This window comes from Mycobacterium sp. E740 (assembly GCF_001672895.1).
Classification (GTDB): Bacteria; Actinomycetota; Actinomycetes; order Mycobacteriales; family Mycobacteriaceae; genus Mycobacterium.
Map to the genome: position 1 here is coordinate 1 of NZ_LZKP01000102.1, position 22946 is coordinate 22946.

18 protein-coding genes and 3 pseudogenes are annotated in these 22946 nt (G+C 66.1%); 3 read left to right on the top strand and 18 right to left on the bottom strand.

The genetic code is table 11. The features are described 5' to 3' along the window. Nucleotides 1–20: 20 nt before the first annotated feature. Nucleotides 21–140: pseudogene (locus tag A5663_RS23790) on the top strand (hypothetical protein); the annotation flags it as partial. Between the two features lie 95 nt (nucleotides 141–235). On the opposite strand, the pseudogene A5663_RS09565 reads toward A5663_RS23790, so the two are convergent. The 8 genes and pseudogenes from A5663_RS09565 to A5663_RS09600 form a co-directional block, all read right to left on the bottom strand. Further along, nucleotides 236–1189, bottom strand: a pseudogene (locus A5663_RS09565) (cytochrome P450); the annotation flags it as partial. Further along, nucleotides 1186–2409, bottom strand: coding sequence for a cytochrome P450 (locus A5663_RS09570; protein ID WP_068147282.1), 1224 nt, complete (start codon nucleotides 2407–2409; stop codon nucleotides 1186–1188). The gene A5663_RS09570 and the pseudogene A5663_RS09565, both read right to left, overlap by 4 nt. Before the next feature lie 10 nt (nucleotides 2410–2419). After that, a complete protein-coding gene (locus A5663_RS09575) occupies nucleotides 2420–3871 on the bottom strand; it encodes an aldehyde dehydrogenase family protein (RefSeq protein WP_156744409.1) in 1452 nt (483 codons plus the stop codon). Nucleotides 3872–3890: 19 nt separating this feature from the next. Beyond that, complete coding sequence (locus A5663_RS09580; RefSeq protein ID WP_068147288.1) at nucleotides 3891–4781, bottom strand: SDR family oxidoreductase; 891 nt, start codon at nucleotides 4779–4781, stop codon at nucleotides 3891–3893. After that, entirely contained in the window at nucleotides 4774–5904 is a 1131-nt protein-coding gene (locus tag A5663_RS09585) for a spirocyclase AveC family protein (protein WP_068147293.1), read from the bottom strand. Before A5663_RS09585 ends, A5663_RS09580 begins: the two co-directional genes overlap by 8 nt. 5 nt (nucleotides 5905–5909) lie before the next feature. Further along, a complete protein-coding gene (locus tag A5663_RS09590) occupies nucleotides 5910–7022 on the bottom strand; it encodes an ABC transporter substrate-binding protein (RefSeq protein ID WP_068147298.1) in 1113 nt (370 codons plus the stop codon). Nucleotides 7023–7111: 89 nt separating this feature from the next. Next, nucleotides 7112–7930, bottom strand: coding sequence for a CbbQ/NirQ/NorQ/GpvN family protein (locus A5663_RS09595; protein WP_068147303.1), 819 nt, complete (start codon nucleotides 7928–7930; stop codon nucleotides 7112–7114). A 76-nt stretch (nucleotides 7931–8006) separates the two neighbouring features. Beyond that, complete coding sequence (locus tag A5663_RS09600) at nucleotides 8007–9686, bottom strand: VWA domain-containing protein (RefSeq protein ID WP_231976743.1); 1680 nt, start codon at nucleotides 9684–9686, stop codon at nucleotides 8007–8009. Between the two features lie 86 nt (nucleotides 9687–9772). Here A5663_RS09600 and A5663_RS09605 point away from each other — a divergent pair. Beyond that, nucleotides 9773–10015, top strand: a pseudogene (locus A5663_RS09605) (short-chain dehydrogenase); the annotation flags it as partial. A gap of 190 nt (nucleotides 10016–10205) precedes the next feature. Continuing rightward, nucleotides 10206–11501: a TetR/AcrR family transcriptional regulator gene (locus tag A5663_RS09610; RefSeq protein ID WP_068147310.1), complete on the top strand. Its 1296-nt coding sequence runs from the start codon at nucleotides 10206–10208 to the stop codon at nucleotides 11499–11501. A 6-nt stretch (nucleotides 11502–11507) separates the two neighbouring features. Here the strand turns inward: A5663_RS09610 and A5663_RS09615 are convergent, their stop codons facing one another. From A5663_RS09615 to A5663_RS09660, 10 genes are all read right to left on the bottom strand, one after another. Further along, entirely contained in the window at nucleotides 11508–12704 is a 1197-nt protein-coding gene (locus A5663_RS09615) for a cytochrome P450 (RefSeq protein WP_068147313.1), read from the bottom strand. Next, a complete protein-coding gene (locus A5663_RS09620; protein WP_068147316.1) occupies nucleotides 12701–13801 on the bottom strand; it encodes a dihydrodipicolinate reductase in 1101 nt (366 codons plus the stop codon). Before A5663_RS09620 ends, A5663_RS09615 begins: the two co-directional genes overlap by 4 nt. Nucleotides 13802–13816: 15 nt before the next feature. Continuing rightward, nucleotides 13817–14785 (bottom strand): LLM class flavin-dependent oxidoreductase, encoded by a 969-nt coding sequence (locus tag A5663_RS09625; RefSeq protein ID WP_068147412.1) that lies wholly within the window; start codon nucleotides 14783–14785, stop codon nucleotides 13817–13819. A gap of 171 nt (nucleotides 14786–14956) precedes the next feature. Continuing rightward, nucleotides 14957–15439: a hypothetical protein gene (locus A5663_RS09630; RefSeq protein ID WP_068147320.1), complete on the bottom strand. Its 483-nt coding sequence runs from the start codon at nucleotides 15437–15439 to the stop codon at nucleotides 14957–14959. Beyond that, the gene (locus A5663_RS09635; protein WP_068147323.1) at nucleotides 15436–17022 is read right to left on the bottom strand and encodes an MCE family protein; all 1587 of its coding nucleotides are present in this window, start codon (nucleotides 17020–17022) and stop codon (nucleotides 15436–15438) included. Before A5663_RS09635 ends, A5663_RS09630 begins: the two co-directional genes overlap by 4 nt. Further along, the gene (locus A5663_RS09640) at nucleotides 17022–18182 is read right to left on the bottom strand and encodes an MCE family protein (RefSeq protein WP_068147326.1); all 1161 of its coding nucleotides are present in this window, start codon (nucleotides 18180–18182) and stop codon (nucleotides 17022–17024) included. The genes A5663_RS09635 and A5663_RS09640 overlap by 1 nt, the downstream gene beginning before the upstream one ends. Continuing rightward, nucleotides 18179–19600, bottom strand: a complete 1422-nt coding sequence (locus A5663_RS09645) for an MCE family protein (RefSeq protein ID WP_068147416.1) — start codon at nucleotides 19598–19600, stop codon at nucleotides 18179–18181. Before A5663_RS09645 ends, A5663_RS09640 begins: the two co-directional genes overlap by 4 nt. Next, entirely contained in the window at nucleotides 19597–20700 is a 1104-nt protein-coding gene (locus tag A5663_RS09650) for an MCE family protein (protein ID WP_068147329.1), read from the bottom strand. The genes A5663_RS09645 and A5663_RS09650 overlap by 4 nt, the downstream gene beginning before the upstream one ends. Continuing rightward, nucleotides 20700–21725 carry an MCE family protein gene (locus A5663_RS09655; protein WP_068147332.1) on the bottom strand — a complete coding sequence of 342 codons (1026 nt, stop codon included), beginning with the start codon at nucleotides 21723–21725 and terminating at the stop codon, nucleotides 20700–20702. The genes A5663_RS09650 and A5663_RS09655 overlap by 1 nt, the downstream gene beginning before the upstream one ends. Next, a complete protein-coding gene (locus A5663_RS09660; RefSeq protein WP_068147413.1) occupies nucleotides 21722–22879 on the bottom strand; it encodes an MCE family protein in 1158 nt (385 codons plus the stop codon). The genes A5663_RS09655 and A5663_RS09660 overlap by 4 nt, the downstream gene beginning before the upstream one ends. Nucleotides 22880–22946 lie beyond the last annotated feature (67 nt).

Genomic DNA, 22946 nt, shown 5'->3' on the forward strand with positions numbered 1-22946 from the left:
TGCCCGCCGGCACGACGGTGATGCTGCTTCCCGGTGCCTGCAACCGCGACGAACGGAAGTTCGCCGATGCCAACACATTCCGGCCTGACCGGGCAAACGTTCGCGAGCAGATCGCGTTCATCCGCGGTGTCCACTCGTGCCCCGGCGCCCCGCTCGCACGAGCGGAAGGCCGGATCTCGTTGAACAGGATTCTCGACCGGATGCGCGACATCACGATCTGCACCGAGCATCACGGGCCGGCGGGCACCTCGACGTCGCCGACCTTCGTCGTCGTGCGCGCCATGCGGAAGTGGGACTTGACCGGGCTCTCCATTCGCAGCGTCTCCTCCAGGAACGCCGGTATCTTGCTGCGGTCCTCGCGAAGCGCCTGCTCGAATTCCGGGTTGTCGCCGATGAACCGAACCGCCGAGCTGACCAGCTTTGTCGTCGTCTCGGTGCCGGCCGCGAACAGGAACGTCGACAGGTTCATGACGTCCTCGATGTCCGGGGTCGACCCGTCCTCGTGCTTGGCTTGCGCCAGTTCGGTCAGCACGTCGTCGCGCGGCCTGCGCCTGCGGTCCTCGATATAGGAGTAGAACTTTTCGTTGAGCCACTGCAGTGGGTTGTGCGATGTCGGCGCCTCCTTGCCCAACTCTCCGACCGTCTCGAGGGTGAACACCGCCTTGAACTCCTCGTGGTCTTCGAGCGGGACGCCGAGGAGATCGGCGATGACCAGCAGCGAGAACGGCTTGGCGTACGCGGCCAGGAACTCGCAGCTGCCCTTGTCGAGGAACGTGTCGAGCTGCTGGTCGGCCAGCCGCCACATGAAGTCCTCGTTCTCCTTCAGGCGCTTCGGAGTGATCAGCTTGTTCAACAGGCCTCGGGTGCGGGTGTGCAGTGGCGGATCCTGCGACGTGATGTGTTCGGCCATCGGGACGGCGCCGCGGTGCTGCTCGATCAGCTCGGAGACGTCATCGGTGTCCCCCGGTCCGAAAGGCATGCCGGAGAACGGCCCTGCGACCGAGACGCACGAGGAGAATGCCGGGTCGCGGTACACCGCCAACGCCTCGTCATACCCCGTCACGGCCAGCACGTTGAACGGCGTGGCGGGCGCTACCGGGCACTTCGACCGGAGGTGGTCGTAGTAGGGGTAGGGATCGGGGATCAGCGATTCGTCGGTGAAGAAATCGACTGTCTCGAAGTCGGTCACGAGGCGCTCCGCACGGAGTCGAAGAGAACTGGCAGCGCGGTGGGCGAACGGAACGCCTGTCCGCGGATGTACGGGTCGTCGGTGGTATCGAGCCGGAGGTTGGGCAACCGGTCGAGCAGCAAGTTCACCGCTACCCGCATCTCGAGTCGCGCCAGATGCATGCCGAGGCAGACGTGGACGCCGTGGCCCCAGCCGATGTTGGCTTTCGCTTCACGGAAGATGTTGAACTGGTCGGGCGCGGGGAAACGCTCCTCCTGCCGGTTCGCCGCGCCGAGCACCGGCATGACCGAGGACCCTTTGGGTATCGATACGCCACCGAGTTCCGTGTCGCGAGTGGCCACCCGAGTGATCATGATCAACGGCGGCTCCCACCGCACGGCTTCCTCTATCGCCTGCGGCAGCAGCGAGCGGTCGTTGCGCACAGCGTCGAGTTGCTCGGGGTTGGACAGCAGCCCGAACAGCAGGTTGCCGAGCGACCGGTAGGTGGTCTCGACACCCGCCGGAAGCAACAGCCGGAGAAACGAGAAAATCTCTTCGTCCGAGAGCTTTTCGCCGTCGATCTCGGCGGCCGCCAGTCCGCTGATCAGATCGTCGCGCGGCTCCTCACGACGTGCGGCCAGGATGGGAGCGAAGTACTGCGCCAACGCCTGTGACGCCTCGCGGCCCCGCTCGGGATTGACGGTGAACGACAGCAGCGAGATCGACCACTTCTGGAACTGCGCGTAGTCCTCCTGCGGCAGCCCCAGGAGCCCGGCGATGATCAGCGTGGGATAGGGGAAGTTGAACTCCTTGACCAGGTCGGCACTTCCGCGGTCGACGAAGTGATCGATCAGCGAGCTGCCGACCCTGGTGACGAGCTCGGATTCCCATCGAGCCAGCGCCTTCTGGGAGAACGCCTTGGCCACCAACGCCCGGTGCCTGCCGTGCTCCGGTTCGTCCATGCCCAGGATCACGTGCTTGCCGAAGACGTCTCCGAAAGCCTGGATGATGATCGCCGACGAGAAGGTCTCGTTGTCCCGCAGCATCTGCTGGGCTTCCTCGTAGCGGTACACCATCACGATCGGCTTGCCCTCTTGGCCTGGGATGCCGGGGATCTCGATCTTCTGCACGGGCTCCTCGCGGCGCAACCGGGCGAGTTCGGTGTACGGGTCGCGCACATCGCCGGAAACGAAGTCGTCGAACTCGCCGAAGTCCTCGAGGTCGTCAAAAAGCTGTTGCACAGGTCTTTTCCTAACTGAGGGCGGGATATGCGACGGATTTGATCTCGGTGTACTGGTCGAACCCCGCAACGCCGTTCTGCCGTCCGACACCGCTGGCCTTGTATCCGCCGAACGGCGTGTCCGCGCCGTAGCCGGCGGTACCGTTCAGGCCGATGAAGCCGGCCCGCAGCCTGCGGGCCACCGAGAGGGCGTGCTCCAGGCTGCCCGCCATGACGTTGCCGGCGAGCCCGTACGGGCTGTCGTTGGCGATGCGCACCGCATCGTCCTCGTCGTCGAACGGGATCACCGAAAGGACGGGCCCGAAAATCTCCTCCTGGGCGATGGTCATGGAATTGTCGACATTGACGAAAAGCGTTGGCTTGACGAAGAATCCCTTGTCGAGGCCGTCGGGTGGCTCAGCACCGCCGACGAGCAGCGTGGCGCCCTCGTCGACGCCCTTGCGGATGTAACCCCGGATGCGCTCGCGCTGCCGCTCGGAGATCACCGGGCCGCACAGGGTGGCGGGATCCTGCGGGTCGCCGGGCGCGACGCCGTCGTAGATGCCCCGCAGGATCTCCACGCCCTCGTCGTAGCGGGACCGCGGCAACAGCAGTCGCGTCGGGTTGGCGCAGCCCTGGCCGGCGTGCATGCACGGCGCTATGCCCATCATGCAGCCGAGCGCGAAGTCCGCATCTTCCAGGACGATGGTCGCCGACTTGCCGCCGAGTTCGAGGAACAGGCGCTTCATGGTTGCCGCGCCCTTCTCCATGATGCGTTGACCGACCACCGTGGACCCGGTGAACGAGATCAGGTCCACCTTCGGCGACAAGGTCAGCTCCTCGCCGACGAAATGGTCCGACGCGGTGACGACGTTCACGACACCCGCTGGGATGTCGGTGTTCTCAGCGATCAACCGGCCCAGTCGGGTCGCGTTGTACGGAGTGTTCGGCGCAGGCTTGAGCACCACGGTGTTGCCGGTGCCCAACGCCTGGCCGAGCTTCTGGATGGTGACCTCGAACGGAAAGTTCCACGGCACGATCGCGCCGACCACGCCGACCGGCTCACGCCAGACTTTGCGGGTGGTGTTCACACCGGTGACCGACACCATGGCGTCGCCCAGCGAGGTCTCCCACGGGTATTCGTCGATCAGCCGCACCGGGTACCGCAGCGCGTCGGACAACGGAGCGTCGAGTTGCGGTCCGTGCGTGATCGCGCGGGGGCAACCGACTTCGAGGATCAGCTCCTCACGAAGGTCCTCCTGCTCCGACTCCAGCGCCTCCTGCAGCTGCAGCAGACACCGTTGGCGCAAAGCATGATTGGTAGACCAGTCGGTTTCATCGAAGGCACGACGGGCCGCGTCGATGGCACGGTGCATATCGACATGGGACGCATCGGCGACTTCGCCGAGCACCTCCTCGGTCGCCGGATTGATGTTGGTGAAGGTGCCCGCTTCCCCGTCCACGAGCTTGCCGTCGATCATCATCTTCGGTTCGAACCGAACGTCAGCCATCATTTCTCCCTCCTGCCCGCAACGCGCCGAACCGCGGAATTCCCATCATCAGACGCGTCATCTGGTGCAGTCCGGCCGAGGGCAGCAAGCGATTGGCCACCAGCAACATTCGGGCGTCCGGGCCGACCGCGGTCTTGGCGAACGGCTTCGACGAGTCGAGCGCCTTCGCCAGACCCCTGGCGAACTTGTCCGGTGACCGTGCGGCCATCCGCATCGCGGCACGTCCCCGTTTGTCCATGGTCTGGTGATGACGCGCATAGGGGCCATGGAGCTCACGGCAATCGGTGGTGCCCGCGTCGGTGATGATCTCGGTGTCGTAGGTGCCCGTGACGATGACCGTCACGCCGATGCCGAATGGCGCCACTTCTCCGGCCATCGACTCACCCCACCGCTCGAGCGCGCCCTTGACGGCGGAATACGGTGCCGTGGCGGGCATTCCGCGGACGCCGCCCTGACTCGACACCAGTACGATGCGTCCCCGCCCGGCCGTCCGCATCGACGGCAGCAGCTCCTTGGTCAGCTGCACCGGCCCGAAGATGTTCGTCGCGAACATTCGCTCCCAGAGGTCGGTCGGTGTCTCCTCGACCATTCCCGCGGCCGAGATACCCGCGTTGTGCACCAACGCGTACGGCGACGCGACGGCCTCTCCGATGGCCTTCGCCGCTGCGCTCACCGACTCAGGAACGGTGAGGTCCAGCGGCACCGGAATCAGTCGTGGATCGTCTTCGCCCGCACCGGTCGTCGCGCGTAGTGCCTTCATTCCGGTGTCCACCGAGCGCATCGCCGCGACGACCTGCCACCCCTGCCGATACAGGTGCGTTGCCGAGGCCAGGCCGAGGCCCCGCGATGCGCCGGTGATCACGACGCTGCGCGGTTCAGCCATTACCGGTTTCCGGCGCACACCGGTCGCTCTTCGCGCCCAGCTCGACACCTGGTCTACCGTCGGGCTGCATGCTCATCCACTCCGACCAGATACCGACGGAATATGGCCCCGGGTGGCCGTTCTCCTCGTAGAACCCCTGCGGGTCATACACTTTGGCTTCCGGATAGGGCCACGGGCAGGCCACCGACGTGGAGATCCGAGTCCATTTGAGGATCGCGAAACCGGTGCCGTACGCGAAGTAGGCGAGGTTGATGATCACGAACATCACGATGAACATGCCCAGAGCCGGACGGCTGGCGAAGATCCTCGCCCGCTGCGCCAGCTTCTCGGCGACCGTTCGGCCCGTGTCGTCGCGGTAGAGCAGCACGCCCGCCGGAACCATCACGAACGTCACCATCACGGTTTCCCAAATGAACGGGAATTGGTATGTCTCCCCGGTGAATACCGACCCGAAAGGCACGACCTGGGAGTAGATGTAGAAGCCGGTGCGCACCAGCGTGATCTCGAGCATCGCGTCGATGAGGACGCCGAGGGGCAGGATGATCAACCCGAGACTGATCAGCGGATGACGCCACACGAACGAATCGGGCGGTCGCTTGGCCTGCAACCGCCGCAGGATCGCGATGGCAGGAAAGTAGGGGCCGAGGTAGAACATGATGTAGCCGATGACCAGGAACGGCTCGACGGTCGGCGAAAGCGACACCAGCGGCCAGTCCTCTGGCCAATGCCACAGTTTGGGGTTGTAAACCGCGAACGGCGACCAGTTCATGATCGGGTCCTGCCAGACGATCAGCGTCGTGACGATTCCCATCAGCAGCACCGGGTGAGCGCCGAGCCTGCGCCACGCGATGACGTAGACGATCACCACCATCGACATCGAGATGATCGTGAAGATCTGGAAGAGCTCCAGCCAGTGCGCGTAACCGAACAGCGGCTCGACCGGACGCGGCGCGCCCTCCACGTCGGGGTTCCGGATGCGGGGCGACACCGCACCTTGGCGGGCGTTGACCGCGATGAGCGCGAGCAGCACCAGCGCGACGGTGATCCACACTGCCGCCTTCCAGGAACCGCCCTTGGATTCGGGTGCCGGGCTGTCGGCGGAAGGCGTTGTCTGAACGGCCATATCGGTTACTCCTGCCCGAACCGGTCGACGAGACGCGAGTTGACACCGTCGGTGTCGAGCCTGCGGGCGACGAGGTAGCCGGCCCCCATCCAGGCGCGGCGCGTCCAGTTGCCGAACGACACCCGGGTGCCCGGTGCGCCGGCGGCGGCGGGCATCATCTTGACGCGTTCGAGCGCTTCCTTGACGCCTCGCGGGCTCAGCGGATGAGCATCCGCACACGCGCGCAACAACGCCGAGGCGACATCGCAGTTCACCACGGGCACGCAGTATTCGGGACGACGCCCGAACCTCTCCTGGTACCTGTCGAGGAAGCGCTGACCGACCGGATTGCCCTCGTCGTACTGGTCGACACCGGTCCATCCCACGAACGCGTTCCACATGATCGGGTTGATCCACGCGTTCTGAAAGGCCGTGCACGTGAACCGCGGCGGATCCCAGTCGAGTGCTTCCAGCGCCGGGTTGACGAACACGATCCCGAATCCGAAGCCGGCGTGCACGATTGCCTGGGCCTTGGCCTCATACAGTGAGCGGACGGCCTCGGACACGTCCTGTGCGGTCTGCGCGATCGCCGCTTCGGCGACGATGCGAATTCCCCTGCGACGGCACGCGCTGCGGAAGTTCTTCACATACGTCTCGCCGACCAGCGACTGCTCCATCAGTACGCCGACCTCGGTGTGGCCGCCCTTGACCAGGAGGTCCGCCCAGAAAATCGGCTCGTCTGTCAGCGAACCCTGCGGGAAGGAGAACGTCCATTCTCCGAGCCACGCGTCGCTGCCCGTCACGCTCAGCGCGGGGACCTTGAACCGCTCTTCGATCGCCTCGCGGGTCGGCACGCAGTTGTCGGTGATATGCGGGCCGAACACTGCGAGGCATCCTTCGTCGACCAGCTCGCCGTACGCGTCGATCACCGCCTTGACCGACCCCTTCGGCAGGCCCTCCACCTCTTTGTAGATGATCTCGATCCGGCGATCGATCACGCCGTCTTCGACGGCATCGGCGAAGATGAGCTCGAACGGGTTGGACAGGTCTTCCCTCATCTCCTGCGGATAGAGATCGGGGAGCTTGAAGTCCATCAGGTAACCGAACTTGATCGGCTCTGCACTGCTCTCGTAAGACATCCCACCTCCGTTGGCGTGCAGGGCCGTGTTCAGCCGGCGCCAAACCTAAAATTTGTTCTGACAGTAGCGAGACCGCGAGTCAGCGTCAATCACCGCGCGACGGTTGCCTCGCCCAGGTACACGTCGATCATCTCGAGCAGGCCGCGTGCCACGGTCGAGTCGTCGGTGAGTGGTCCAGCGATCGCGGCGCGTGCGGCATCGCCCGCGCTCAACCCTTCGGCGATGAGTCGGCCCGCGGCGATCAGCACCCGGGTGGAAGCGACTTCCCGCAAACCACCCGTCTCCAGCCGGCGGATGGCCTGCCCGAGCCGCACCAGCTCGGCCGCCCGGTCGTGGTCTATCCCGGCTTCCGTCACCAGGATCTTCTCCTCCACATCCGGTGCGGGGAAACCGAACTCGATGGCGACCATGCGCTGGCGGGTCGAGTCTTTGAGGTCTTTGAGCACGCTCTGGTAGCCAGGGTTGTAGGACACGACCAGACAGAATCCCGGCGCGGCGGTCAATGTGACGCCCAGCCGCTCTATCGGCAATTGGCGGCGGTGATCGGCCAGCGGGTGCAACACCACGGTCGTGTCCTGCCGGGCCTCCACCACCTCGTCGAGATAACAGATGGCGCCCTCGCGCACCGCGCGGGTCAGCGGGCCGTCGACCCACACCGTCTCGCCGCCGCGCAACAGGAACCGGCCGACGAGGTCGGCGGTGGTCAGGTCGTCGTGGCAGGCGACCGTCACGAGCGGTCGATCGAGATCGTGGGCCATCGCTTCGACGAACCGCGTCTTGCCGCACCCGGTCGGACCCTTGAGGACTATGGACAGCCCCTGCCGATATGCGGCCCGAAACACCTGTTCCTCATTGGCAACGGGTACGTAGTACGGCCTCGTCGGATCCACTGACGGATTCACGGGCATCGTTTCCCTTCGTCGCGAAACGCTTCGGCAGCAGGGTAGCGCGGAGCAGAAGTTTGGTTCAAGGACTCGTAGTTCATCACGACACCCGGCGACGAAGATCGGCGGTGTGCAGTGCGGCGCGGAACAGCGGCCCGATGACATCGGCGAGCTGGCGCGGTTTCGGGATCGATGCGTGCGCGGCGCTGCCGAACACCTTCTGCAACTCGCCCGTGTCGGTCGCGGCGCCGATGGTCAGACACAGGCAGCCGATGCCCTGCCGTCGTGCTTCGGCAAGCGCGCGGCGCGCGTCGGCGGCGCCGTGAACCCGTTCATATCCGTGGTCGTAGGCGAGTCCGTCGGACAGCACGACCAGAAGCCGGCGCTTGGTACCGGCTTGCTCGGCGATCACGGAGGTGCCGTGACGAATCGCGGCACCCAGCCGGGAGTACGCACCCGGGCGCAGACCCGCCAGCCGCTTCATCACCGGCGCGTCCATGGCCTCACCGAACCGTTTGACCGGCATCAGGTTCACAGACGAACGCCCCTGGGACTGAAACGCGTACAGCGCGACCCGGTCACCGAGTTCGTGCAGCGCGGTGGTGAGCGCGGCAGCGGCCGCGCGCTGCTGTTCGTGGACGATCTCGCCGAACGTGCCCGCCTCGGCGGCCGAACCCGACACGTCGAGCAGCACCATCACCGCCAGGTCGCGGCGTCGGCGCAAGCTGTCGACGTAGACGGCCTCGTCCGGTGCCGAGCCGGCCAGCAGCTCGACGCGGGCCTCGACCGCGGCGTCGACGTCGATGTCGTCTCCTTGCGCCTGCCGGTGGCAGCGGTCCAGCCCAATCCCCAACCGCGTCAGCGGTCGTCGCAGCGAATGCACGTCCGGACGCGGCAGACGGTTGTCCCCGTCGACCGGGACGTCGATCTCGTGCACCGTGCACCAATCGGGGCGGTAGCGCCTGCGGCGCGCGTCCCATTCGGGATACTTCCACCCGCTGCTCGCATCGTCACCGACGTCGGCCGAGTCGGAGGACACCGACGTCACCGACGACACAGCGGCCGAGCCACGAATGCCCTTGGCGGTTCTGTGTGTCGGAGTATCCGCGCCGGGGGTGCCGCCGCCACTGAGTTGACGGACCCGACTCATCATGCGCTGCAAGAGCTTTCCCGCCGCTCCCCCACCTCCGACCGGGCTGGAGAACGGATCCATCACATCCTCGCCGTCGCCATCCTCTTCGTCGAGTTCGGCCAATTCCTTTCGGGCGCCTCCGCGCGGCACGTGCCCGCTGCGCGTGTCGGCGCATTCCACGGCGTCACGGGCCGCAAGCAGCCGGCGGGGCTTGATGACCCCGAAACTCGGCGGTGGATCGGCGATCCCAGGGCGTCCAGATGCGACAGTCAGCGACTCGGTCGGCGACTTCGACCACATCACGACTTTGAGATCGATCAGCGATCGCACCCGCAACGGCAGCAGGTCTTCGTTCGACGCCAACGCCCGCTGGCCTTCGATCGCCAAGTATCGTCTGGCCAACGCCGGTCGCCGGATGAGCTTGCGCACCACGTCCGGGATGAGGCTGTCGCTCGCGAGCAGCGACGCCTGCACCACGACCGAGGCCAGCTGATCGGGTGCGCTCGCACCGCGGTCGATGAAGATCGTCAGGCTGTCGGTCCACGCCGGTTCGCCGTGCTCGCCGTCGACCACGGCGACCGCCCGACCGGCCAGTGCGGACGCCAGCAGGCTGAGCCGATGCGGGGCTTCGCCGTTCCCGCTCGTCACGCTGTGCCTCACCACCCCGCATGATTGACCAAATATCTGTTCCAACGTAAAGTGCGCGCCACCGCCCGTCAACAACCGGAGGGACCTTGATCGACTTCACCGGGCAGGCTGTCGTGGTCACCGGGGCAGGCCGTGGTCTCGGCCGGCTGTATGCCCTCGAATTGGCAAGGCGCGGTGCGTCGGTGGTCGTCAACGATCTCGGCGGCTCCATGGGCGGTGAGGGCTCGGACGTCTCGATCGCGGATCAGGTCGTCGCGCAGATCAGCGCATCGGGCGGCTCGGCGGTGGCGTCACATCATTCGGTGGACAGCCCCGAAGGCGGTGAGGCGAGGTGAGTGCAACCGAGCCGTTCACGGTCTCGGCCTCGATCTATGACGAGGTGTTCGCGGTGACCGAGCGGTTGGGTGTCACTGGCTGAAAGCCACTCTTCGCACTCCTTCGCGCGTACACCCTTCTGGTAGCGTCTACCAAATATCTGTTCAGCAGAGTCAGACCGACGGGAGCGCAGTTGGAGGTGTCGTGGGGCGTCCTCGCCTGACTTCACAAGGTGCCCTCGCCGAGAACGCCGGCCACTCGTACGACGACGGCACCCGGCGCACCGAAATCCTGCAGACAGCGGCGTCGCTGATCGCCACCTCCGGCCTGCGCACCTCGTTGCAGGAGATCGCTGACGCGGCCGGCATTCTCCCCGGCAGCCTCTATCACCACTTCGACTCCAAAGAAGCGATTCTCGTCGAACTGCTTCGCCGCTACCACGCCGATCTGGACCGGATCGCCGAGCAAGCGCAGAGCCGCCTGGACGACCCGACCTCGCTGTCGGCATTCGAGCGCCTGGTCGACCTCGGATCGGCGATCGCTCAATGCGCGGTGACCCATCGTGCGGCGTTGCAGATGACCTTCTACGAGGGCCCGTCGTCCAACCCCGAACTCACTGCCCTGGCTCAGCAGCGCCCAACGGCGATACTGCAGGCGATGGTGCAGACTCTGCGGGCCGCGCGGTGGAGCGGGTACGTCCGGCCCGAGGTCGATCTGCAGGTGCTCGCCGACCGCATCGTCCAAACGATGCTGCAGGTCGGCCTCGACGTGATACGGCACAACGCGGGCGCCGACAAGGTCGCGACGCTACTGTGCCGAATCCTGCTGGAGGGGTTGGCCGTATCCCCGCTGCCCGACGACCGGTTGGACGCCTCCCCCGCGTTCGTCGCGGCCGACGAAGTGGTGCGGTCATGGGACTCGATCGAAGACCCCGACGACAAGGGCGCGCACATCAGGGCGGTGGCGCGCGCAGAGTTCGGGCGCAAGGGTTACGAGGTCACCACGATCAGGGACATCGCCTCGGCCGCGGGCATGGGCACCGGAACGGTGTACCGGCTGATCGGGTCAAAGGATCAGCTGTTGGCCTCGATCATGCGGTCCTTCGGTGAGAGGGTGGCCCAGGGGTGGACCAGTGTGCTGCGTTCCGACTCCTCGCCGATCGAGAAGATCGACGCGCTGTCCTGGGTCAACACCAACGTCTTGGACCGCTTCGGTGACGAGTTCCGTATCCAGCTGGCGTGGATGCGGCAGTCTCCCCCGGACACCCCTAATCCCGGCTGGCTGTTCGCCACCCGCGTGAAGCAGATGAAATCGCTTCTGGCCGAAGGCATTCGCTCGGGCGACATCGAGATCGACAGCCCGTCGAACGAAATGCTCGCCCGCGCGGTGATCGGCGTCGGGTGGGTTCCCGAGAACATTCTGCGCGATCTGGGCACCCGCGCTTCGCAGATCCACGTCCGGGACACGTTGTTGCGCGGGGTCACGACGCGCTCGGCCTGACGTACGTCAGCCCACGGTGACGGGCAGTTTGCCCCATCCCCGCACGCTCGACGTGTGCGCCATGGCGGCCTCGGCGTAGTCGACGTCCCACTCCGGCCAGCGGCGAAGCATCTCCTCGAGGGCGACCCTTGCCTGCATCCGTGCCAGCGACGAACCGAGGCAGAAGTGCAGCCCCTGCCCGAACGACAGGTGTGGTCCAGTGCGATGGATGTCGAAACTCTCGCCGTTCGGGAAGTGCCGCTCATCGCGATTCGCAGAACCGTTGAGCAACAACATCACCGAACCTTCCGCGATCGCCTGCCCGTGACATTCGGTGTCGCGGGCGACGTAGCGGGCCTGCACCGGCGAGGGTGCGTGGTAGCGCAGCACCTCCTCGATCGCCCGCGGGATCAGCGAGAAGTCGCCGACGAGTTCGCGCCGCTGATCGGGGTGCTCAGCGAGCAGTTGTGCGATGAAGCCGATCAGTCGGGTCGTCGTCTCGTTTCCGGCCCCGGCGATCATGCTTGTGTAGGTCAGCACCTCGATCCGGGTCAACGGCCGAAGCTCGCCGTCCTCTTCGACCTCGGCGTTGAGCAACTGTGTCATCAGGTCGTCGGACGGATGGTCGGCCCGCCATTCGATGTAGTCGGCGAACAGCTGGTAGGCGTTCTCGAACGTTGCCGCCGACACGGAGCGAAAGCTCCCGTCTTTCAGGCCGATCGCCGCATCGGTGTTGTCGCGGATCTGCTGTTGGCCCTCTTCGGGGATGCCCAGCAGGTAGCCGATGGTCCGCATCGGGATCAGTGCGCCGAAGTCGGCGATGACGTCGAACCGGGAAGCGCCGGCGAGAGAATCGAGGGCACGCACACAGAATCGACGCGTCAACGGCTCGATGGCCTCCATCCGGCGCGGGGTGAACACCTTGGACAGCACCCGGCGATGGAGATCGTGCAGCGGGGGGTCTTCGAACAGGATCACCCCCGGCGGTACGTCGACACCGCTCATGATGACGTCCATCGTCGTGCCCTTGCCCGACCGGTAGGTGTCCCAGTTGTGCAGTTCGCGCGCCACGTCGTCGTAGCGGCTCAGCGCATAGAAGTTGTATTTCTCGTTGTGGTACAGGGGAGCCTCTTCGCGCATCCGGCGCCAGATCGGATACGGGTCGTCGTCGATGTCGAAGTCGAATGGGTCGTAGTAGAGGTCGACGGTTCCGGCTTCGGTCATCGTTGCTCCTGTGGTCGGGTCGTCGGTCCGAAAACATGGCGGGGCAGCGTGTTCGGCAGATCGAGTGAGCTCAGTAGGCCGGCGGGAGCCGCCACCACGTAGGGGATCGCGTTGACCACCCGCATGGCGGTTGCGCTCATCGCCGCATGTCCCGCTGCGTGGCCCTCGGCCGCCCCGAGGTTCATCGCACAGTGGATGTCCGGATCACCGTCGATGTCGACCCGGTACGTGGCGTCGAACTCCGATGCCGGCCAGTCCGGCGCCACATCGCGCGCCATCCGGATTATGTGCTCGACGACGATGGCTTCTCGGCCGTTGACCACGCCCGCGGCGCGAGTGCGGACAGCGCCGCAGGTGCCTGCGCCGATTGTGCCGAACGCCACCTGAATCTCCCGGTCCGTCAGGCGACGGTCGAGGGTGCCGCGAACTTCGTCGACCTCGACGCCGAGCGCTGCGGCGATCAGGTAGATCGGTGCACGCCATGCCATTTCGATGAATCCCGGCGTCTTCAGCAGCGGCTCGAATTCCAGTGGATGGCCGAAGCCCATGCCGTTCATCATCACGTCGGCCACCGGGTAGTGGTCGTTGAGCGCCACCTCCGTGACTGTCAGACAACGGATTTGCTTCGATTGTGTCGCGAGCAGCAAGGCCAGCTGATCGGAGCCGAAGCCGGGAAAGATGCCGGATGCGTAGAACGACGCGCTCCCCGCCTTCGCGGCTTCCTCCATCTGCTCGCGCCACTCGGGTGAGTAGTAGGCAGGCGGATAGATCAGGCTGGTCGATGATGTCGATACCACGTTGACGCCTGCCGCGAGCAGCCTCAGGTAGTCGGGAACCGCCCCGGCGTCGCGTTCCGGTCCGCTCGCGGCGTATACGACGCAGTCCGGCTGCAGTGCGATGAGGGCGTCGGCATCATTGGTCGCCGCCACTCCGATCGGCTCTCCGCCGGCCAGCTCCCCGGCGTCCTTGCCGACCTTGTCCTCGGAATGCACCCACACCCCGACCAGTTCGAGATCGGGCCTGCCCCGGATCGCGTCGATGGCGATCGATCCGACCCCACCCGTCGACCAGACCACCGTTCTCAGCGGTGATGTCACGAATCCTCCCGATCCTCAGGCATGCCCGGACGCCATCGCTGCTCGCTCGAGATAGGGCCACGCGACGTCCGGCGGCAGTCCGCCGCAGAGCGGAAGCAGCGGCAGCGGTCGGCCGGTTCGGATGTACGCGACGGCCTGCTCGACGGTGAAGACCCGGTAGGGGCCGTCGGCCACGCGTAACTCGGTAACACTGGCGGCTCTCGAGATGCTGGCTACGGATTCGTCGCCGTGCCGGTAGGACGCGGCCGTCACCGCGTCGTGCAGCAGATGCGGTCCCAATTCCCGCCACGCGGCATCCACATCGTCGGTGACGAAGACTGCCGTCGGCGCGTCCTCATCAGGAAACTGCATCAGGCCGGGCTCGAATCCGTTGTCACGGCACTGGTTTTCGTAGTACTGCCGCAACTCCTCGGATGCGACCTGGGAGATGAATCCGAGCCCGTGGCGGGCGGCACGCCGCGCGGCGGCTCTACTGCCGCCCGCGATCAGCATGGCCGGTCCTGCCGGGGTCGCGGGCGGCGGGGTCACGTGGACGCGCCGGCCGTCGACGTCGATCGGCGTTCCGCTCAGCAGCCGCCGGAGCAGCGCCAGCGAGTCATCGGCGAGTGCGCCACGTCGTCGCATGTCCACACCGAAGTGCTCGTACTCCTCGGCGCGATGCCCGATTCCGAAGGCGTACGACACGCGGCCGTTGCTGATGATGTCGAGGACGGCCATTTCTTCGGCGAGCCTGACGGGGTCGCAGAAGGTGATCGGGACAGCGGCCAGCAGGATCGCCAGTCGGTCCGTGCGCGCAGCGATCGCCGAGGCGAGGATGAGCGGGGCCGGCAGGTGGCCGTCTTGCGCGCCGTGGTGTTCGGAGAGCACAGCGACGACCGCGCCACGCGTCTCCGCCCACTCGCACATGCTGATCGCGGCCCCGTACAACTCAGTCGTAGGCGCACCGGCTATCGGCGCGCGCATGTCGAATCGAAGGGTGAACATCAGCTCCACGCCAAGGCCGAAGGGCTCACGCCGAACGACTCTAACCTAATTTTTGTTCTGGCTCTCGGTAATAGTGAATGCTATTCTCACTCGACATCGTGGCACAATCCCCCGAAGCGCCGGACCTATGACTGAAGCCGGACGGTCCGTCGACCGTCCCGCGGTACGCACTCAATCCACGCGGGTGAGCGTGAACGGCATCTCGATGTCGAGGACCTTATTGAAACCGCAGGCGCCGCTGGGTCCTTCGGTTCTGTCCCAGCCCTCGTACCGATTGCGGTCCTGCGGATAACCGAGCCAGAACGTGAACGACTGCTTACCCGGAGCGGCCGTGCCGTCGATGCAGGGCTCCCAGTTCTCCACGGTCCGACTGACCTTCCAGCGGCCGCTCATGTAAACCAGGTCAGAACTCCACCCCTGATCGCTGACCACCTTGCCGGTGCAATCCTGGTACGTGGTGCACGTCGAGGTGATCGTCCACGTCTGCGTGACGCTCAGCTCATCGTGACGCGAGTCGTTCGTCTTCGCCCAGCGCCCGTCGGAGAACGCAGTGAACACGCCGTTGACCGCCACGTCATCGTGCTGCGCGTGGGCTGGAGGCGCGACGCACACGAACGCGATGACAGCTGCCGCAATCACCGTCACCCGATTCATCGCGGCCCCGCCTCGTAGATCATGTCCTTCCACGACTTCGGCCCTTCGACGAGGTCGGTCTGGCGGCCCACGGTCCCGTCCGGCGTCGAATACTGCCCGGTCTGGGGGTCATAGTGGGCGATCGCCACGGAAGGGCCGCCGCCCGGCGGCCCCGGCTGGATCGCCGCCTCTGACGACAGTGGCGGAATCGCTGCCGGCGGCAACTTCGGCATCACGGCCCCGGGCAGCGGTGCAGTCACCGCAGACGGCATCGGTCCCCGCGGGACGGCGCCCGGCGGAAGCGCAGTGCCCTCGACCGGCGCGAACAAGTTCTCGTCCGCCCTCACCCTGTCGTCGGGCAGCACTCCTTGCGCGATGAGGTTGGGATCGATCGGATAGGGACCGAGCGTGTGCTGGCGCATCGCGAGCGGCTCGAAAGGCTTGTCGCTGTAACACTGCTCGACGGTGGGCGCTCGTTTGCCGGGCACACCCATGCAGGGCGCATTGCGCGCACCGCGTACCAGGATCGGCGAGTCCTGCGGCAGCTTGCAGTAGATGCCGTCCGGTGTGTCGACAGTGGTCAGGTCGGCAGGACTGCGCCACTCCGACGGGGGCAGGAATCCGACGGTGCACGGGTTCGGGTCCGTGATCTGGATCCGGAAGTCGCCGAGCGCAATACCGGTCGGATTGTTCTGGGGAGCCGAGGATTGCGCGTTCGCCACAAACGGCGGCAGCAACACGAGCACCTGTTCGAGCGAGGGTCGATAGGTCACCGCAACCTGACCGAAGGTCGTCAGATTGGCGAGCAGCACCGGCAGGGTCGGCCTTATCTGCTCGAGCAGTCGGGCCGCCTCATTCGCCGCGGGCGGCCCCTCGGTCAGCAGCGTTCGCACCTGCTCGTCGTTGACCACGACGTGATGGGTCACCCCCGCAAGGCTGTGCGTCCACAGGCGCAGCGCGTCGGTTGTCCGGGCTTGTGAATCGAGAAGGGGCACAGCGTCTTCGATCAGCCGCGGCGAGCGGTCGGCATCGCCGTTCAGGGCCGCCGAGAACTTCGCCGACGAATCGATCAGCGACCCCATGTCATAGCCGGCGCCGCCGAACGCGTCGAAGGATTCGTCGATCAACGTGTTCAGCTGCCCCTTGGGAATACTCGCGATCAAGGCATTCGCACGATCCAGCATCGGGCTGACCGGCTGGGGAATGCTGGTGTCGGCCATCGCGATCACCGAACCGTCCTGCAGGTACGGCGGTGAGTCAGTCCGGGGCAGCAGTTCGACGTACTGTTCGCCGACCGCCGAGACGCTGCGCACCTCGGCTTTCAGATCCGCGGGAATCTTGGGCGAAGTGCCGAGCCGCAATGTCGCGGTGGCGGACGTGCGGGACACATCCATCTCGGTCACCTTGCCGACCTGCACGCCGCGGTAGGTGACGTTGGCGAAGCGGTACAACCCGCCCGAGGCGGGCAGCTGCAAAGTGACGGTGATCTTCCCGATGCCGAGCAGAGTGGGGACCTGCATGTAGGCGAACACCATCGCCACCACACCGATGATCGATGCGATCGTGAAGAGCACCAGTTGGATTCGGACCATCCGTGGCAACATCAGCCGCCACCTCCCGGTTCCCAGGGGGCGGGCGCCGCGTTCGGAATCGGCCCGAACGGCGGCGAAGTGCCGACGCCCATCGGGAACTTCGTGTAGTACGCGTCATAGCCCGGATCGCCGGGAGCGGGGACCAGGGAGGCCCGGTCCTGCCCGAGCTTGGTCCCCAGCAGCAGCCCTCGCTTGATCCGGGCATTGGTCCAATCGACGGTCACGAAGAGGTTCACGTAATCTCCGCGGACGCCACGGTCGATGATGTTCTGCGTCAACGGGAACGTCGGTAGCCAGGCCAGCGCGGTGTCGATCTCGGGCCCCACATCGGCGAGTGCCCGCAGCGTCGGCTCGAGGTTCTGCAGGTTCTTCACCAGGTCGGCCTGCGTGTCGTTGATCAAGCCGGAGACCGTGTCGCTGAACTGGCCCAAGCGCTCCAGCGCGGTGGTGAACCTGGGCCGCTCCTGCAGCAGTACGTCGAGCGCCGGCGGGACTTTCCTCAACGCCCGCGTCAGAACCTCCTGCTGGTCTCCCAGCCGCTGAGCGAACCGGTTGAGCTCGTCGATCGTCGCAATGATGTTGTCGCGCTGCTGGTAAAGAGTTCCGACGAAGGTGTCCAGGCGGGTGATGAGGTCGCGCACGGCGCTCTGGCGGCCCGACAGCGCAGTGTCGAAGTTGGCGATGATGTCGCCGATCTGACCCAGGCCGCCACCATTGACGACTGCCGCGACGGACGACAGCGTCTTCTCGGTGGATGGATAGGTCGACGTCTGGTCGAGCGCGATCGTCGCCCCGGGTGCCAGCCGCCCGGCCGGCGCCACGCCCGGCGGCGGGTCGAGCGCCACATGCATGGAACCCAACAGGCTGGTCTGCCCGACCGTGGCGACCGCGTTCGCGGGCACGGCCACGTCCGGCTGCACCGACAGCTCGAGGTCGATGTGCCAGCCGTGCAAGGTCATCTTGCCGACACTGCCGACCACGACGTCGTCGATCATCACCGGCGAATTCGATTCCAGCGTACCGATATTCGCCAGTTCGGCGTGGTATACGGTCGCACCGGGTCCCCGACCCACCGCGCCAGGGAGCGGGAGCGAGTTCACGCCCTGAAACGAGCACCCGGTGATCACCAGCACGATGCTGAGCCCGGTCGCGAGCAGCCCGCGCGCGGTCACGGTGGCGTTCCCTCGTTCGGGACCGGCGCCACTGCGGCCGGTGTAGCGGGCGCGCCCGGCCGCTCGGCGGGCAGCAGCATGTCCCGCAGGGTCGGCGGACCGGGCTGCGCAGGCGCAGATCCGGGCGGCGGCGCAGGCGTGCCGGCCGGCGGAGATCCAGGCGGCGGCGCGTAGCCGGGTGGCGGCGCCACGTCACCGGCTCCTGTGTAAGCCGAGACCGCGGGCGGCGCCTCCGGCTGAGCCGCCTCTGCGCCGCCCGCGCCGGGCATCAGACTCGGCTCGGTGTAGCGCAGCATGTAGGGCGGCGGGTTCGAGGACAGGAACAGGCTGAAGGGGAACGGCAGGTTGTTGAAGTTGACGGTTCTCAAGCCCGGCCCGAGATACTGCGAGCACAACTTCGCCGTCGTCGGTGCGGTGACGTTTCCGAGCGCTCCGATCATCCCGCAGAAGAACCACACCGGATTCGACAGGTTGTTCAGGACGAACACGCCGCTGGCGGCACCCGTTCGCGGATCGAACATGTTCACCACGTTGGCGATCGAGTGCGGCGCGATGTGCAGGACGTTCTCCAGCGCCATGCGATTGTCGGCGAGGTTCTGCGTGACGTTGGCGAGCCGTTGGATCTGCTCGGCGGTCTGGTCGCGCGAACCCCGGATGAACCGGGTGGCGTCGCCTACCACGTCGGACAGGTTCCTCAGCGCGCCGTCGAGATCCGATCGGCTGTCGTCGACAACGCTTGTCAGCGTTGCGAACCTGTCCTGGAACTGCACGATCTGCTCATTGCTGTCCCGCAGCGCTGTGACGAACGTCTGCAGGCGGGCGATCGTATCCACGATGTTGCCGCTACCGTCGGCCAGAATTCGGCCGACGCCCGACAGCTGCGCCAGCGTCTGACGCAGCTTGTCTCCGTTGCCGTTCAGCGCCGTGGCGGCACTGTCGATGAACCGGCCCACCGAACCGGTCGAAGATCCTCCTGTGGGGCCGAGATCTGTGGCCAACCGCATCAGTTGCTCTTTGACCTCGTTCCACTCGACCGGCACGGCAGTGCGCTCGACCGGGATCACCGCCCCGTCGGCCATCGCGGGTCCCGACTCGTATGCGGGGGTGAGTTGGACGTACCGAGCCGAGACGAGGTTCTGGGCGACGATCACCGCCTTGGCATCGGCGGGAAGCCGGATGCCATGGCGGACCGACAGTTTCATCTCCGCCTGGGTGCCGACCGGGTTGATCGACTCGATCGTGCCGACCTTGACCCCCGCGATGCGCACCTCGTCGCCGGGATAGATCGCGGTGGCGGTGGTGAAGTAGGCGGTGACCCTGGTGGGCCCGAACGCCGTCTGCCGGATCACGACGACTATCCCGCCGGCGAGGACGGCCACCAACGCGAGCACAAGGGCGCGTCTGAGGAATCTGCTCATCGCGGCGGCGCCCCCCACTGCTCGTTGGGTTGCGGAATTCCGTTGTACGGGAACGGTAATTCGGCGCGCGGCCCGGCGTTGGCCGGTGGCTGACCCGCGTTGACGCCGCGCCGGAAGCCGAACGCGTAATCGAGGAACGGTTGCAACAACTCGCCGAAGAAGATGTTGGGTATGTAGGCCTGGTAATAGGGTCCGTTGCCGATCGTCTCGCCCAGCGTGGTCTGGAACTTCGCCAGTCCGGGAAGCGCTTTGGCGATGTTGTCGCGGTTCTTCTCCAAAACCGCGGTGACCCGGTTGAGCTTTTCCAGCGTGGGGGCGAGCTGCTCCTCGTTGTCGGCGATCAGACCGGACAACTGCTTGGCCATCGCCGAGGTGTGCGCGAGCAACTCGACGATGGCGTAGCGCCGTGCCGACAACACCCCGACGAGGTCATTGGCGTTGAGGATCAGCGTGTTCACCTGTTGGCTGCGGTCGGAAAGGATCTTGCTGACGTCGGCGCCGTTGGCGAGCAACTCGCCGAGGGTGCCGTCACGGTCGTTGATCGCCCGCGACAGCCGGGACAGCCCGTCGAACGTCGGGCCGAGTTGCGGCGCGACCTGATCCAGGGTGCCCGACAGAGTGTCCAGCGACTGGTTCAACGATGCCGTGTCGGTGCCCGCGGTGTTGGTCGTTAGATCGCTCACCGCCTCCGTCAGAGAATACGGGGACGCGGTGCGCGACAACGGAATCACGTCCATCGGGTGCAGCGATCCCGCGCCCCTGGATTCCAGGGTCAGCACACGCTCACCCAGCAGCGTTCCGGTGCGGACGTGTGCTGTCGTATCGGAGCCCAGCGGTACCGACCCGTCGATCGTGAACGTCACCACCGCGTTGCGGCCCTGCAGCGCGACATCGGACACGCTGCCGACCTTGATCCCCGAGATGGTCACGTCGTTGCCTGCGGTCACCCCACCGGCATCGGCGAACTGAGCCTGGTAGCGCACCGCCGTCGCCCACGACGCCAACCGCTCGGGGGCCAGGCCGACCGCGATGACGAGCAGGACCAGGACCACGCCGATGAGACCGGCCCGGATCAGGTGGTTGCCACGGTATTTCAGCATCAGGGCTCAGCGCACCTTCCGGTCTCCTGTTTGATCCACGGGAAAACCGCCGTGCGGCCCTGCAGGTCAGTCACGCGCCACTTGAGCTCGCAGATGTAGTAGTTGAAAAAGCTTCCGTACGACCCGGTGCGGACCAGTTTGCGGTAGTTCTCCGGCGCTTTCTGCAGGCCGGTGTCGACCCGGTCCTTCTGGAAGTCGAGGTTCGTGGCGGCGCGAGCGAGTTGGTCCACCGTTCCGGCCAGCGGGGCCCTGGCGTCACTGAGGAGGTCGGCGATCGACGCCGTGCCCTTGTCGAGCGAATCGATCGCCGTGCCGATCGGGTCACGTTCTGCGGCAAGCTCAGTCACGAGCCGCTCGAGACGATCGATCGTGCCCGAGAACTTGTCGCCCTCCCGATTGAGCGTCTTCAGCAGGGTCCGCAGGTTGTCGATCAGCGCCTGGATGGTCTGGTTGTGTTCGGACAACGCGGCCGTGAAGCCCGACGTGTTGGTCAGCAGCGACTGAAGTGTGCCGCCCTGACCCTGGAAGATCTGGATCAGCGAGGCGGACAGCGTGTTCACATCTTGCGGATTCAGCCCGCGGATAACGGGTTTGAGGCCTCCGAGCAGCAGGTCGAGGTCGAGCGCCGACTGGGTGCGCTCCAGCGGGATCTGCGAGTCGGGTGGCATCGGTGACCCCGCCGGACCCTCGATCAGCTCCAGGTACCGGTCACCGACGAGGTTCAGGTAGCGCACGGCGGCCCGCGTGCCCGTCGTCATCCGCACGTTCGGATCGGCGTCGAAGGTCACCAGCACTGTCTTGTCGGGCTGCAGTTTGACGCTGTCGACCGTTCCCACCCGCATTCCCGCGACGCGCACCGACTGTCCGGCCTCGAGCCGTGACGCGTCGGCGAACACCGCGGAATACCCCTTGGTGCTGCCGGTTTGGTACTGACCGAAGATGAAGAACAACGATGCGGTCAGCAGCGCCATCACCAACGCGAAGATCCCGAACTTCACCAGAGTGGAACGCAACGAGCGCCTCATCCCGGTTGACCGATCTGCGCGGTGTTGCGGGGCGGCCCGGCAGTTTCGGTGTCGGGGAACATGATCCGCTTGATGATGTCGGCGTTCAGGACGATGCCCGGATAGGTGCGACGCCACGGATTGGTTCCGGTGTCGGCGACCACGTACGGTGCGACGCCTTCGAACGGCATTTTCGGCAGCCCGGTGCACTGCGGACCACCTGTGGCGCCGGCCTTCGGGAGATCCATCGGATAGCGGTAACGCTCCTGCGCCCACAGGAATCCGGCCAACACCTCGACGCCGGGCGCCTTGAACGGCGGCCGATGGGAGAGCTCGACCATGCCCGCCAGGGCGCACCACAGCGCTTGGTTGTACTGGTTGGTCAGGTCGGTGGTCGGCACCAGCAGATGAAGGACCTCGGTCAGCGGCTGGCGATTCGGGCCGATCACCTCGTTGCCGATGTCGGCCAGCCCGATCAGGCTGACCAGCGCCGCGTCGAGGTTCTGCTGTTGGTCGACGACGGTGTCGCTGATGCGAGCCGCGTTGTCGGCTACTGTCACGAAATCCGTTGCCGCATCGGCATATGCGCCCGCCACACCCGGGGCGAGTTCGAGATCGCGGCTCAGCGCCGGCAGGCTCGGCTCGAGCTTCGCGAGGTAGGAATCGAGATCCGAAAGCATCTTGCCGAATTTCTCGCCGCGCCCGGACGTGGCCGCGGCGATCGCGCCCAGCGTCGCGTTGAGCTTCGCCGGTTCGATCGCCGACAGCACCGAGGTCAACTGCTCGAACACCGTGTTCATCTCGACCATGACGTGTTGCGCCTCGATCACCTGGCCGGCGTGCAGCGACTGCGGCGACGGATCGTCCGGATAGACGAATTGCACCTGCTTGGCCCCGAAAACCGTCGGCGACGCGATGTCCACTCCCGCGTTGGCCGGGATCGCGTCGAGCCGGGACGGGTCGATCGCGAGGTGGATGGCCGCCTGGCCGTTGGGCAGTGCCTCGATCGATGCGACCCGGCCGACCTGTACACCGCGGACCTGAACCTTGGCGTCGGGGTTCATCACCAGACCGGCGCGCTGAGACAGGACGGTGACCGGAATGGCGTCGGAGAAGCCGCCGCGAAACAGGTTCGCCGCCAACGCGAACACCGCCACGACCGCGATAACGGACACCAACCCGACCAGTGGACGCAGCAGATACTGTCTCACCGGTCAACCCCGCGTCGGGGAGCCGACCCGC